Source organism: Microbacterium jejuense (assembly GCF_039544225.1).
Taxonomy (GTDB): Bacteria; Actinomycetota; Actinomycetes; order Actinomycetales; family Microbacteriaceae; genus Microbacterium; species Microbacterium jejuense.
The window spans coordinates 14,581-28,768 of the sequence record NZ_BAABLG010000001.1; the positions used below are offsets into that span (position 1 = coordinate 14,581).

Here is a 14,188-nt window from a genome sequence, read left to right on the forward strand (position 1 = left end):
CGGGGGTTTCGCTCCTGTGCGATGTCCTGACCGCACGATCGTCTGTGATTCTACGGTCCACGGCTCCGAGCCCGCCGGACGCCGGGCGGATAACGTGAAGGCGTGCTTCCCGAACCGGACCCCGCCCTCTGCCGTTCGCTCGCCGCCGATCTCGACGGCGCCGGATTCACCGCCGAGGGCGTGCGCACCGCGTGGGGTGAGGCGGCCGACGACGCCATCGCACGCGGCCTGCGTTCACCGGCGCTGCGCGCGCTCGGCGACCGCGACGACGCCCTGGCCGTGCTCGCGCGGCTTCTCGTGCTCGGGATGCCGGCGGCCGCGGCATCCACTGATCTCGCTCTGCCGCGCACCGGCGCCGACGGGCTCGCGCGGCTGGGACTGGCGAGGGTCGAGGCGGGCGAGGTGCGGCCGCTGGCGGTGGTGCGCCCGCAGTCGTACGCGGACGCGACGGGATCCGGCCAGTGGTGGATCGCGAGCGATCTCGACGAGGCCGCGCTGGGCGGTCCGCTGCCCGAGGACCACGTGCTCGGCGTGGGCGGCGCATCGCTGACGCTCGCCGGCCTGCAGCTGCCGACGCCCGCGGCGCGCGGCCTCGATGTCGGCGCGGGATGCGGCATCCAGGCGCTGCGCGCCCGCGCGCACGTCGACCACATCGTCGCGACCGACATCTCGGAGCGGGCACTCGCCTTCACGCGCCTGAACGCGCTGCTGAACGGCGTCGACGCGATCGAGACCCGGTTCGGCAGCCTGTTCGACCCGGTCGCGGGCGAGCAGTTCGACCGCGTGGTGTCCAACCCGCCGTTCGTCATCACGCCGCGCGTCGCCGACATCCCGGCGTACGAGTACCGCGACGGCGGCATGGCCGGCGACGATGTCGTGGCCGCGTTCGTCACCGGCGTCGGCGAGCACCTGACCCCCGGCGGCGTCGCGCAGCTGCTCGGCAACTGGGAGACCCGCGAAACGCCGGAAGGTGGGATGCAGAGCGGGCTCGACCGCGTGCGTTCCTGGGTGGCGTCGTCCCCGGTCGCGCTGGACGCCTGGGTGGTCGAGCGCGAGAGTCTCGACCCGTTGTCGTACGCCGAGCTGTGGGTCCGCGACGGCGGCACGCTTCCCGGGACGCCCGGCTTCGCGCGGCTCGTCGACGCGTGGCTGGACGACTTCGCGGCGCGCGGGGTGACCGAGGTCGGCTTCGGGTACATCCTGCTGCGGCGTCCGGCCGAGGGCGCTGCGAGCCTCGCCCGGTACGAGAGCCTTCACACCGCGCGGCCGGGCGACAGCCTCGGCGCGCACCTGGCCGATGCGCTCGATGCACATGATCGCCTCGCGGCGCTCGACGATACGGCGCTCGCGGCCTCGGTGCTCGTCGTCGCAGGGGATGTCACCGAGGCGCGCCACCACCTGCCCGGCGCCGAGGACCCCACCGTCATCGAGCTGCGCCAGGGCGGCGGGTTCGGCCGGGCGCTGGGGGTGGATCCGGGACTGGCCGCCCTCGTGGGCGCCTGCGACGGCGACCTGCCGGTCGGCGTGCTGATCGACGCCATCGCGCAGCTCCTGGGGGTCGACGCCGGCGCACTGCGGGCCGATCTGCTCCCTCGTGTGCGCGAGCTGACGTTCACCGGATTCCTGCGGTTCGCCGACTGACGCTCGGTAGGCTGAAGCAATGCTCAACATGGCCGAGGGCATCGCGCGCCTCGGCGCGCTTGCCGAGTCCCCCGTCGTCGACACCCTCGCTCGAGCCTTCGCGGACGCGGGCTTCGACCTCGCGATCGTCGGGGGCCCGGTGCGCGATGCGCTGCTGGACCGGCGCACCAACGACCTCGACTTCACGACCGACGCGCGCCCCGACGACATCCTGCGCGTCGTCAAGCCGGTGAGCTCGACGCAGTGGGACATCGGCCGCGCTTTCGGCACCATCGGCGCGCGCGTGCGCGGCGAGCAGGTCGAGATCACGACCTACCGCGCCGACAGTTATGACGGCGTCACCCGCAAGCCCACCGTCGAGTTCGGCGACACCCTCGAGAGCGATCTCGTGCGCCGCGACTTCACCGTCAACGCGATGGCCCTGCGGGTTCCCGGCCGCACGCTCGTCGATCCGACCGGTGGCGTCGAGGATCTGCTGCACGGCGTGCTGCGCACCCCCGCCGACCCGCAGGTGAGCTTCGGCGACGATCCGCTGCGCATGCTGCGCGCCGCGCGGTTCGCCTCGCAGCTCGGGTTCGCCGTCGACCCCGACACCGAGGCGGCGATGGCCGAGCTGCGCCAGACGCTCGACATCGTCAGCCCCGAGCGCATCCAGGGCGAGCTCGTGAAGCTGCTGGCGACCGACGACCCGGTGCGCGGCATCCGCCTGCTCGTCGAGACCGGACTCATCGCCCAGTTCCTGCCCGAGATCCCGGCGCTGCAGCTCGAGGTCGACGAGCACCACCACCACAAGGACGTGTACGAGCACTCGCTCACCGTGCTGCGGCAGGCGATCGAGCTCGAGAAGAAGCGGAATCCGGATGCCGCGCCCGACGTGCCGCTGCGCCTGGCGTCGCTGCTGCACGACATCGGCAAGCCGGCCACGCGGCGCCTGGAGCCCGGCGGCGGCGTGACCTTCTACCACCACGACCTCAAGGGCGCCCGGCTCGCGCGCAAGCGCCTGCAGGAGCTGCGGTTCGACTCCGACACGATCGCGACGGTGACGCGGCTCATCGAGCTGCATCTGCGGTTCTTCGGGTACTCCGAGGGCGCGTGGACGGACTCGGCGGTGCGTCGGTACGTCCGGGATGCCGGGCCCGAGCTCGAACGCCTGCACATCCTCACGCGGGCCGACGTCACGACCCGCAACGTCCGCAAGGCGCGGGGCCTGGCCTCGGCGTACGACGACATCGAGCGCCGGATCACGGAGCTCGCCGCGCAGGAGCAGCTGGATGCCATCCGGCCTGACCTCGACGGCAACCAGATCCAGCAGATCCTCGGCATCGCGCCCGGTCGCGAGGTCGGCGAGGCCTACCGCTTCCTGCTCGATCTGCGCCTGGACGAGGGCGTGCTCGGCGAAGAAGAGGCGGAGCGGCGACTGCGGGCCTGGTGGGAGGCCCGCGCGTGAGCGAGCTCGGCAACGCGGCGGCGTCGCCGCTGCTGTCGGCCGAACGGCTGAAGGCCTTCACCGACGCCGTCGTCGCGATCGCGATGACGCTGCTGATCCTCCCCCTCATGGAGAGCGTGACCGAGCTCGGTCGCGAGGGCGCGAACGCCGCGCAATGGCTCGACCAGGAGTCCGGCCAGCTGCTGACGTTCGCGCTGAGCTTCGTGCTGATCGCCAACTTCTGGATGAGCCACCACCGGCTGTTCGACCGCGTCGAGCGCGTGACCAACGCGCTCATCTGGCTCACCGTCGCGTGGATGTTCACGATCGTGTGGCTGCCGGTCGCGACCGCGATCGTCGGGCAGATGGACACGGACGCCACGCAGAAGCTGCTCTACATCGGGTCGCTGCTGGCCACGAGCCTCATGCTCATGCTCACGCGGCTGTACGTCATGCGCCATCCCGAACTCCACCGGATCGAGCCGATCCGGCTGCGTCACGGGCTCGCGGCCGACATCATCACCGCCGCGCTGTTCGCGCTGGCGCTCGCGGCGTCGCTGCTGATCCCCGCGCTCGGCTACTGGGTCATGTTCCTGCTGCTGCTGACCTGGCCGCTGCACCGCCTGGCCACGAACGGGATCGACCGCCGCGAGGCGCGGCGCGGCGGCCACGAGGGCTGACACCCGGTCTCACGTCGGGCGGGTTTCAGTTCGGTTACGAATCGTTCACTCGATTGCCTTGCCGCCGCGTGCGGGTGAAGATAGCGCCACGAGTCGTGTCATCGGAGACGCGGCTACCCGACCAGCAGAGGTTGCACACAATGTCACTGCACCACAGCGCGCGGGGCCGGATCGGTCTCGCCATCGGAGCCTTCGGGGCCTCCGCCCTGCTCCTCGCCGGCTGCGCCGGCGGCGGCAACGGCGGTGATTCGGGCGACTCCGGCGATTCCGGGGACGCCTCGATCATCGTGGGCACCACCGACAAGGTCACCACGCTCGACCCGGCGGGCTCGTACGACAACGGCTCGCTGACCGTCCAGACGCAGGTCTTCCCGTATCTCGTCAACACCGACTACAACAGCACCGAGGTCGTTCCCGACCTCGCCGAGTCGGCCGAGTTCACCTCGCCGACCGAGTACACGGTCAAGCTGCCGGCGGGACTCAAGTGGGCCAACGGCAACGATCTGACGTCGGCCGACGTCAAGTTCTCGTTCGACCGCAACATCAAGATCAACGACCCGAACGGCGCGTCGAGCCTGCTCTACAACCTCGACAGCGTCGAGACGCCTGACGACACCACTGTCGTGTTCCACCTCAAGAGCGAGAACGACCAGATCTTCCCGTACATCCTCACGAGCTTCCCCGGTGCGATCGTCGACGACGAGGTGTTCTCGGCGGACGCCGTCACACCCGACAACGACATCGTCAAGGCGAACGCGTTCGGCGGCCCCTACAAGATCACGTCGTACGACTTCAACAAGACCGCCGAATTCGAGCCGAACGAGAACTACAAGGGCCTGCTCGACAAGCCGGTCAACTCGGCTGTGGTCCTGCAGTACTTCGCCGACTCGTCGAACCTCAAGCTCGCCATCCAGAAGGGCGACATCGACGTCGCGTACCGGACGCTGTCGGCCACCGACACCGCGGATCTCAAGAAGAACGAGGACGTCGCGGTCACCGAGGGTCCCGGCGGGTCGATCCGCTACATCGTGTTCAACTTCAACACGATGCCGTACGGCGCGACCACGCCCGAGGCTGACCCGGCCAAGGCGCTCGCCGTCCGTCAGGCCGCCGCTGACCTCGTCGACCGCCAGGCGATCGCCGACCAGGTGTACAAGGGCACGTACAAGCCGCTCTACTCCTTCGTGCCCGAGGGCTTCAACGGCGCCACCGAGGTGCTGAAGGACCTCTACGGCGACGGCAGTGGCGGACCCGACGCCGACAAGGCCAAGGCGACGCTCGAGGCCGCCGGCGTCACGGTCCCCGTCAAGCTCAGCCTGCAGTACAACTCGGACGACCACTACGGGCCGTCGTCGGGTGACGAGTACGCGATGGTCAAGCAGCAGCTCGAGAAGGACGGCCTGTTCGAGGTCGACCTGCAGTCCACCGAGTGGGTGCAGTACTCGAAGGACCGCACGGCCGACGTGTACCCGTCGTACCAGCTCGGCTGGTACCCGGACTACAGCGACCCCGACAGCTACCTCACCCCGTTCTTCCTGACGAAGAACTTCCTGGGCAACCACTTCAGCGACGCCCAGACCGAGGAGCTCATCCTGAAGCAGGCGTCCGAGACCGACCCGGCCGCGCGCACGCAGGAGATCGAGGACATCCAGGCCCGCGTCGGCGAGCTCCTCTCGACCCTCCCGCTGCTGCAGGGCAACGAGACGGCGTACGCGACGAAGGACATGAGCGGCGTCACCCTCGACGCGTCGTTCAAGTTCCGCTTCGCACCGCTCGAGAAGAAGTAATCCGTGAGCGTGGGGCGGCCCTTCCCGGGCCGCCCCACGTCCGCGTCCGCCCGCGTCCCGTCTGGGACCGAGCACGAAAGCAGGACCTGAGTCAATGACGACAACAGACGTCGAGCTCGTCCCCATCGATGAGCCGCCGCCCATGCTCCACCGTTCGAAGGGGCGGGGCGGAACCACGCTGTGGCGCTATCTGCTGGTCAGGTTCGTCCTGATCTTCCCCACGATCCTCATCCTCGTCACACTCGTGTTCTTCCTCATGCGGCTGACCGGCGACCCGATCACCGCCGCGCTCGGCGGACGGCTGCCTCCCGATCAACTGCAGGAGCGCATCGAGGCCGCAGGGTACAATCGGCCGCTCATCGTCCAGTACCTGGAGTACCTCGGCCACATCTTCACCGGCGACTTCGGCACCACGCTGTCGGACAACCAGCCGGTGTCCGAGGTTCTGCTCACGTACGGTGCGGCGACCCTCGAACTCGCGATCTACGCGCTCATCATCGCGTTCGCGGTCGGCATTCCGTTCGGGATGCTGGCGGCTGCGCGCCGCGACCGCCCCACCGACGCGGTGCTCCGCGTCTCGGCGATCCTGTTCTACGCGACGCCGGTGTTCTTCTCGGGCCTCGTCGCCAAGCTGGTCTTCTCGGTGTGGCTGGACTGGCTTCCCGCCAGCGGCCGGGCCGACGTGCGCACCGAGATCGCCCTGACCAGGGAGGGCGGCACCGGGATCTACCTCATCGACGCACTCGCGTCAGGAAATCCGGCGTATGTGCAGGATGTGCTGATCCACGCCATCCTGCCCGCGGCCTGCCTGGGTCTTCTCACCGCCGGCATCTTCCTGCGGCTCGTGCGCACCAACGTGATCGGCACGTTCAACATGCCCTACATCGACGCGGCCCGATCTCGCGGCATCCGCGAAGGACGTCTTGTGCGCACGCACGCCTACCGACCCGCGCTGATCCCCATCATCACGGTCATCGGCCTGCAGATCGCGGTGCTGCTGGGTGGTGCGGTGCTCACCGAGACGACGTTCGAGTGGAAGGGCCTCGGATTCCAGCTGACGCAGTACCTGCTGGCGCGCGACTTCGTCGCGGTGCAGGGCATCGTCGTGCTGCTGGCGATCATCGTGGCGTTCACGAACTTCATCGTCGACGTCATCGCGGCCTTCGTCGACCCGAGGGTGAGGTACTGAACATGGCCCGCCTTCGCCTCGTGGACCGTCTGCCGGTCATCCACCAGTTCCGTCAGAGCGTCGGACTGCAGCGCGGCATGCTCGTCGCGGGTCTCGTGCTCACCGGTGTCTTCATCGTCATGGCGATCTTCGCGCCCTGGATCGCGCCGTACAGCTACAACCAGCTGGCGGCGGACGGAGAGAACTTCGGCTCGCAGCAGCCGCCGAGCGCCGAGCACTGGCTCGGCACCACCGTCGGCGGGTACGACGTGCTGTCGCGAACGATCTGGGGAGCGCAGACCGCGCTGCTGGTGATCATCGTCGCCGTCGTGCTGTCGATCTTCGCCGGCATCCTGCTGGGACTCGTGTCGGGGTACTTCGGCGGCTGGGCCGATCGCACCCTCGTCGTGATCGCCGACGCGATCTACGCCTTCCCGACCCTGCTGCTCGCGATCGTCGCCTCGATCGCCATCAGCGGCGGCCAGTCGGGGCTATGGGCCGGCATCCTGTCGGCGGCCATCTCGATCACCGTCGTGTTCATCCCCCAGTACTTCCGCGTCGTGCGCGCCGAGACGGTGCGCGTGAAGTCCGAGGCGTTCGTCGAGTCGGCGAAGGTGACCGGCGCCTCGACGTGGCGCATCATGTTCCGCCACGTGTTCCGCAATTCGACGCGCACCCTGCCGCTCATCTTCACGCTCAACGCGTCCGAGGCGATCCTGACGCTCGCGGCGCTCGGCTTCCTCGGCTTCGGCATCGAGCCGACCGCCGCCGCCGAGTGGGGCTACGACCTCAACAAGTCGATCAGCGACGTCACGAGCGGCATCTGGTGGACGGCGATCCCGCCGGGCGTCGCGATCGTGCTCGTCGTGCTCGGCGTCACCCTCATCGGCGAGAGCCTCAACGACCTGGCCGATCCGCGACTGCGTGCGCGCCGACGGGCGTCCAAGACGCTCACACCCGCCGACGCGGTGGCCGCACAGCAGCCGGCGAGCCGCGAGTTCATGGGAGAGGTCGAATGAGCGCCCACGACACGACCGCGGTGCCGGTCGAGATCCGCAACCTGGGCATCACCTTCTCGACCGACGCCGGAGAGGTCACGGCCGTCCGCGGTGTGTCCCTCGACGTGCGCCGCGGCGAGGTGCTCGCGATCGTCGGCGAGTCCGGCAGCGGCAAGACCGTCACCGCCCGCTCGATCCTCGGGCTGCTGCCTGAGACGGCGACGATGCAGGGAACGGTGCTGCTGGAGGGCGAGAACGTCGTCGGGATCCCGCACGACGAGCTGCGGGAGCTGCGCGGCGCCAAGGCGGCGATGATCTTCCAGGAGCCCTCGACCGCCCTCAACCCCGTCTTCACCGTCGGCTGGCAGCTCATCGAGGGCATGCAGGCCCATGGTCGCATCGACAAGAAGCAGGCGAAGATCCGGGCCGTCGAGATGCTCCGACGTGTCGGCATCCCGGATCCCGAACGGCGCGTCAACGACTATCCGCACCAGTTCTCGGGCGGGCAGAAGCAGCGGGTCGTCATCGCGATGGCCCTCGCGCTGGAGCCCGCGGTGATCCTCGCCGACGAGCCGACCACGGCGCTGGACGTCACGGTGCAGGCCGAGATCCTCGACCTGCTGCGGACGCTGCGCGACGAGACCGGCACCGCGATCGTGCTCATCACCCACAACATGGGCGTCGTCGCCGACCTCGCCGACCGCGTCGCCGTCATGTACGACGGCGAGATCGTCGAGACCGCGCCGGTGCGCGAGCTGTTCGCGACGCCGCAGCACGACTACACCAAGCGGCTGCTGGCCGCCGTGCCTCGGGTCGAGGTCGTCGACCGGGGCCTGCCGGCCGTGGGTGCGGGCGAACCGACGGTGGCGGCATCCGATCTCGTCATCGAATACCCGGGACGCCTCGGGCGTCCCACCTTCCGCGCGGTCGACCGCGTGAGCTTCTCGATCGCGCCGGGAGAGGTGGTCGGCCTCGTCGGCGAGAGCGGGTCGGGCAAGACCACCATCGGCCGCGCCATCGCGGGGCTCACCCCCGTCGCGGAGGGATCGCTGCGGGTGCTCGGCACCGAGATGAAGGGCGTGCGGGAGAGGGAGTTCCGGGGGCGCCGGAGCGAGATGGGGTTCGTCTTCCAGGACCCCGCGACGAGCTTCAACCCGCTGCTCACGATCGCCGACTGCGTCGCCGAGCCGCTCGTGGTGCACGGGCGCGCGCAGAGCCCCGCCGACGCCCGCGGTCGCGTGGACGAGCTGCTCGAGGCGGTGCAGCTGCCGCGCGACTACGGCGACCGGTTCCCGCACGAGCTGTCGGGCGGGCAGCGTCAGCGCGCCTCGCTCGCCCGTGCCCTGGCGCTCGACCCCAAGCTGCTGATCGCCGACGAGCCGACCAGCGCGCTGGACGTGTCGGTGCAGGCACGGGTGCTCGAGCTGTTCCGCGAGCTGCAGCAGCAGTTCGGGTTCGCGACGCTGTTCATCACGCACGACCTCGCCGTCGTGGACATGCTCGCGCATCGCGTGGTGGTGCTGCACAAGGGCGTGATCGCCGAAGAGGGCCCGACCGCGCGCGTGCTGGGCGACCCGCAGCAGGACTACACCAAGCGCCTGCTCGCGTCGCTGCCCGTGCCGGACCCCACCGAACAGGCCGCGCGCCGGGAGGCCTGGCGCGCGAGCTGACGGATCGACGGATGCCGGGCCCGGCGCCCGCGCCTACACTGGACGCACGCTCCACCGATGCCGATCGGAGCCGCCGTGTCATCACCCTGGTCAGAACGACGCGAGGTGTCGCCCGAGACGTCCCGTCTGCTGATCGAGCGCGCCCATGAAGAGCTCGTGGCCGGCAACACCGGCGATCAGCGGCTCGGCGACGTGCGCATGCTGGTGCGCGACTCGTGGCGGCGCTCGCTCGACAGCCTCGTCGCGGCCGAGGCGCTGCCGCCGCTGGACCTCACCGCCGAGGAGCTCGAGGAGTACCGGCGAACGCACCCGCTCGCCGCGGTGATCGACATGGTCCGCGGGCTGCTGCTGCCCGGCGATGCCTCGGAGTCGGGCGTCGCGGTGGCGGTCGGCGACGCCGCCGGACGCCTGCTGTGGGTCGAGGGCGACCGGCACGTGCGGCGTCTCACCGGTGACATGGGCTTCGTCGAGGGCGCCAACTGGTCGGAGGACGCGGTGGGCACCGCCGCACCCGGGACCGCGCTCGCGCTCGACCGCTCGGTGCAGATCCGCGGGGCGGAGCACTACAACCGGCTCGTGCAGCCGTGGTCGTGCACGGCGGCGCCTGTGCACGATCCTGAGACGCGGCGCCTGCTGGGCGTGATCGATGTCACCGGCGGCGTCGAGGCCGTCACGCCGCAGGCTCAGCTGCTGGTGGATGCCACGGCCCGTGCCATCGAGGGTGAACTCCTGGTGGCGCGGCTCCGGGCCCGTGCCGCCCCTCGGCAGGCTCGGGGACCAGGAAGCGGGCCCCGCCGCGCCGCGGCACGCCGGGTGGAGCCGACGCGCGCGACGCTGCGAGTGCTGGGGCGCGATCGCGCGCTGCTGGAGGTCGCCGGCGACGGCGTCGAGACCGTGTCGGAGCTGGGTGCGCGCCACGCCGAGCTGCTGCTCATGCTCGCCGTGCACCGACAGGGCCTGTCGGCAGAGCGGCTCGGCGACCTGGTCTATGGCGAGACGGGGCGAGAGTCGTCTGCAGTCACGCTGCGCGCCGAGATGGTGCGCCTGCGGCGGGCGCTCACGGCGGCGGCGCCCGCGCTCGTGCCGGAGTCGCGGCCGTACCGGCTGAGCGTGGAGCTCGAGACCGACGCGCATCAGGTGCTCTCGCTCCTCGACCGTGGTGCGCACCGCGTGGCCCTCGCGGCCTATCGCGGCGACGTTCTGCCCGACTCCGTCGCACCTGGCGTCGAGGAGCTCCGCGACACCGTGCGGACGGCGTTGCGCGAGGCGCTCATGGCTGAGGCATCCATCGAGGTCCTGCTGGCGTTCGCCGAGACCGATGCCGGCGCCGGCGATGTCGAGTTGCTGAGACTGTGCCTGTCGATGCTCCCCGCCCGCTCTCCGCGACGGGCGGGGCTGGTGATGCGGATCGAGAAGCTCGAGAACGACGCCTGATTGCGGACCTGATCTGTCCGCAATACTCGCCATGATGGGTTCACTCAAGGAGAGGAACCCTCATGCTCAACGGATTCGCGACCCAGAACGTCTACTCCGCCGACCTCGATGCCGCGGCCGCCTGGTACGCCGAGGTGCTGGGTATCGAGCCCTACTTCCGTCGTCCGGGGTACGTGGAGTTCCGCGTCGGCCCGTACGAGCACGAGTTCGGCATCATCGACGCCTCGTGGCGGCCCGACGCCGCGCCCACGGCGCCCGGCGGACCGATCCTGTACTGGCAGGTCGACAACGTCGCGGCGGTCAACGCGGCGCTCCTCGAACGAGGCGCGACCGAGTTCCAGCCGGTCACGGTGCGCGGCGAGGGGTTCGTGACGGCATCCGTCGTCGACCCTTTCGGCAACCTGCTCGGCGTGATGGAGAACATGCACTTCGCGGGCGTCCGCGAGCGCCTCGGGGCCTGAAGACTGCGAAACGGTGGGCCGCCCGCGCGACGGGCGACCCACCTCTGCGGTCAGGCGACCTTCGCTCCGCGCAGCTCGGCGAGCTCGCGACCGGAACGTACGGCGTCCGTCTCGGCGGATCGCTTCAGCTCGGCCGCCGGCGCGGCGAAGGCGTCGAGCGCCGGGTTCACGCCGACGAGGGTGAACGGCCGCTGCACGACGCGCAGGTCGAGCCCCCAGACATCCTCGAGCGCGCGGCGCAGCCACGCGGTGGAGTGGTCCCAGCCCTCCTTGGGCGTCCCCTCTGCATAGTTGCCGCCGAGCACGGTCACGAGGGTGGCCGGCTTCCCGCGCAGGTCGGTCCCCTGCGGGTCGATGCCCGGCACGGTGTACGCGAGATCGAACCACGTCTTGAAGTGCTGCGAGACGCCGTAGTTGTAGAGAGGCACGGTGAACAGCAGCGCCTCGGCGCCGCGCAGCTCGTCCGCCAGCGCGTGGGCGAGGGCGGTCGCCGCGCGCTGCTCGTCGGTGCGCTCGGCCTCAGGGGTGAAGCCGCCCTGCACGGCGTCGCGCCACGCGGTGGCCGGCACCGGATCGGCGGCCAGGTCGCGACGGACCACGGTCGAGGCGGGATGTGCGGCGGTCCACTCGGCCTCGACGAGGTCGCCGAGCTCGCGGCTGGCCGAGGTCGCAGGAAGGATGCTGGCATCCAGGCGGAAAAGGGTCATGACGTGCGGTCCTGTTCTCGATTCTCATAGTCGCTATGAAAAACAGAGCGACTAGCGTGAGCGTAGCACGCCTAGGATGGAGCCATGTCCGAACCGGAACCCGAGGTGCACGCGTGCGACGCGGCGATCACGCTCGCGTTCTCGATCCTCGGCAAGCGGTGGAACGGCATGATCCTGGACGGACTGAGCCGCGGCCCGCTCTCGTTCGTCGCCCTGCGCCGCGCCGTCGCCGGGATCAGCGACGCCGTTCTGTCGGATCGGCTCTCCGAGCTCGCCGAGGCCTCGCTCGTCAGGCGCGATGTGGACCCCGGTCCGCCCGTCGCCGTGACGTACTCCTTGACGCCGCAGGGTGAGAAGCTCGTGCCGGTCCTGCAGCAGCTGGGCCTGTGGGCGCGCGAGAACCTCGCCGTCGCCGTGCAGCACTGAGCCGCGGCATCCCGCCCCCGCGCGCGTCGCGAGGCCGCGCAACGTGATGCAACGTTGCGCGGCCTACCTTCTTCGCAGGTGACGACGACCGTCGCCGAAGCGTCGAAGGAGACCAGCATGACCATCGTCGAAGAGGGCGTCTCGAGCGTCTACGCCGCCCCCGGGCAGCGCGGCTCGATCGCCGACTACCGCCCCCGCTACGGCCACTACATCGGCGGCGGGTTCGTCGAGCCGATCAAGGGCCAGTACTTCGAGAACATCAGTCCGGTGACCGGCAAGCCGTTCACCGAGGTCGGCCGTGGCACCGTCGAAGACGTCGACCGCGCGGTGGACGTCGCCTGGAAGGCGTTCGAGTCGTGGAAGCGCACGACGCCCTCCGAGCGCGCGAACATCCTCAACAAGATCGCCGACCGCATCGAGGCGAACCTCGAGCGCATCGCCGTCGCCGAGACGTGGGAGAACGGCAAGCCCGTCCGCGAGACCCTGGCCGCCGACATCCCGCTGGCCGTCGACCACTTCCGCTACTTCGCCGGCGTCCTGCGCGCCCAGGAGGGCTCGCTCAGCCAGATCGACGAAGACACCGTCGCGTACCACTTCCACGAGCCGCTCGGCGTGGTCGGCCAGATCATCCCGTGGAACTTCCCGATCCTCATGGCCACGTGGAAGCTCGCCCCCGCGCTCGCGGCCGGCAACTGCGTCGTGCTCAAGCCCGCCGAGCAGACGCCGGCGTCGATCCTCTTCCTGTTCGACATCATCGGCGACCTGCTGCCGGCAGGCGTCGTGAACATCGTCAACGGCTTCGGCATCGAGGCGGGCGCGCCGCTCGCGCAGCACAAGCGCATCCGCAAGGTCGCGTTCACGGGCGAGACCACCACCGGCCGCCTCATCATGCAGTACGCGTCGCAGAACCTCATCCCGGTGACGCTCGAGCTCGGCGGCAAGAGCGCGAACGTGTTCTTCGAGGACGTCGCGCGCTCCACCGACGACGCCTACTACGACAAGGCGCTGGAGGGCTTCACGTTCTTCGCGCTCAATCAGGGCGAGGTGTGCACGTGCCCGTCGCGCGCGCTCATCCAGCGCTCGATCTACGACCGGTTCCTCGGCGACGGGCTCGAGCGCGTCTCGAAGATCGTGCAGGGCAACCCGCTCGACCCGGCGACGATGATCGGCGCGCAGGCCTCGAACGACCAGCTCGAGAAGATCCTGTCGTACATCGAGATCGGCAAGGCGGGCGGCGCGAAGCTGCTTGCGGGCGGTGAGCGCGTCGACCTCGGCGGCGACCTGTCGGGCGGCTACTACGTGGCGCCGACGGTGTTCGAGGGCACGAACGACATGCGCATCTTCCAGGAGGAGATCTTCGGGCCTGTGGTGTCGGTCACGAGCTTCGACGACTTCGACGACGCCGTCAGCATCGCGAACGACACCCTGTACGGCCTCGGCGCCGGTGTCTGGAGCCGGTCGGGCGACACGGCGTACCGCGCCGGACGCTCGATCGAGGCGGGCCGCGTCTGGACCAACACGTACCACCAGTACCCCGCGCACGCCGCGTTCGGCGGATACAAGCAGTCGGGCATCGGACGCGAGAACCACCTGAAGATGCTCGACCACTACCAGCAGACGAAGAACCTGCTGGTGTCGTATGCCGAAGGCAGCATGGGCTTCTTCTGAGCCCCCACCGCCGGTCCCACCGGGGGGCTGGACCGGCATCCCCGGCCCGGGCGGAGCGCGCCCCAGACGCTCCGCCCGGACCCCTCTCCGCCGCTCGTCGAGCGGAGCGAGGACGAGCGCAG

The 14,188-nt window shown here is 70.1% G+C and carries 12 protein-coding genes; 11 read left to right on the forward strand and 1 reads right to left on the reverse strand.

The features are described 5' to 3' along the window. The first annotated feature begins 102 nt into the window (after positions 1–102). The 9 genes from ABEA46_RS00050 (at position 103) to ABEA46_RS00090 (ending at position 11,265) form a co-directional block, all read left to right on the forward strand. Positions 103–1,641, forward strand: coding sequence for a DUF7059 domain-containing protein (locus ABEA46_RS00050; protein WP_345542270.1), 1,539 nt, complete (start codon positions 103–105; stop codon positions 1,639–1,641). A gap of 19 nt (positions 1,642–1,660) precedes the next feature. After that, a complete protein-coding gene (locus ABEA46_RS00055; RefSeq protein ID WP_345542271.1) occupies positions 1,661–3,088 on the forward strand; it encodes a CCA tRNA nucleotidyltransferase in 1,428 nt (475 codons plus the stop codon). Further along, a complete protein-coding gene (locus tag ABEA46_RS00060; RefSeq protein ID WP_345542272.1) occupies positions 3,085–3,747 on the forward strand; it encodes a TMEM175 family protein in 663 nt (220 codons plus the stop codon). Before ABEA46_RS00055 ends, ABEA46_RS00060 begins: the two co-directional genes overlap by 4 nt. A gap of 140 nt (positions 3,748–3,887) precedes the next feature. Next, entirely contained in the window at positions 3,888–5,534 is a 1,647-nt protein-coding gene (locus tag ABEA46_RS00065) for an ABC transporter substrate-binding protein (protein ID WP_345542273.1), read from the forward strand. Positions 5,535–5,628: 94 nt separating this feature from the next. Next, complete coding sequence (locus tag ABEA46_RS00070; RefSeq protein ID WP_425563142.1) at positions 5,629–6,723, forward strand: ABC transporter permease; 1,095 nt, start codon at positions 5,629–5,631, stop codon at positions 6,721–6,723. Positions 6,724–6,725: 2 nt separating this feature from the next. After that, a complete protein-coding gene (locus ABEA46_RS00075) occupies positions 6,726–7,721 on the forward strand; it encodes an ABC transporter permease (protein ID WP_345542274.1) in 996 nt (331 codons plus the stop codon). Then, positions 7,718–9,370, forward strand: coding sequence for an ABC transporter ATP-binding protein (locus ABEA46_RS00080; RefSeq protein WP_345542275.1), 1,653 nt, complete (start codon positions 7,718–7,720; stop codon positions 9,368–9,370). The genes ABEA46_RS00075 and ABEA46_RS00080 overlap by 4 nt, the downstream gene beginning before the upstream one ends. Positions 9,371–9,445: 75 nt before the next feature. Continuing rightward, complete coding sequence (locus ABEA46_RS00085) at positions 9,446–10,804, forward strand: GAF domain-containing protein (RefSeq protein WP_345542276.1); 1,359 nt, start codon at positions 9,446–9,448, stop codon at positions 10,802–10,804. 62 nt (positions 10,805–10,866) lie between these two features. Next, positions 10,867–11,265, forward strand: coding sequence for a VOC family protein (locus ABEA46_RS00090; RefSeq protein WP_345542277.1), 399 nt, complete (start codon positions 10,867–10,869; stop codon positions 11,263–11,265). Between the two features lie 50 nt (positions 11,266–11,315). Here the strand turns inward: ABEA46_RS00090 and ABEA46_RS00095 are convergent, their stop codons facing one another. Then, positions 11,316–11,972 carry an FMN-dependent NADH-azoreductase gene (locus ABEA46_RS00095; RefSeq protein ID WP_345542278.1) on the reverse strand — a complete coding sequence of 219 codons (657 nt, stop codon included), beginning with the start codon at positions 11,970–11,972 and terminating at the stop codon, positions 11,316–11,318. A gap of 84 nt (positions 11,973–12,056) precedes the next feature. Between ABEA46_RS00095 and ABEA46_RS00100 the strand changes: the two genes are divergently transcribed. Both ABEA46_RS00100 and exaC read left to right on the forward strand, forming a co-directional pair. Next, positions 12,057–12,398, forward strand: a complete 342-nt coding sequence (locus ABEA46_RS00100; RefSeq protein ID WP_345542279.1) for a winged helix-turn-helix transcriptional regulator — start codon at positions 12,057–12,059, stop codon at positions 12,396–12,398. Between the two features lie 117 nt (positions 12,399–12,515). Beyond that, a complete protein-coding gene (exaC, locus tag ABEA46_RS00105; RefSeq protein WP_345542280.1) occupies positions 12,516–14,066 on the forward strand; it encodes an acetaldehyde dehydrogenase ExaC in 1,551 nt (516 codons plus the stop codon). Positions 14,067–14,188: the final 122 nt, after the last annotated feature.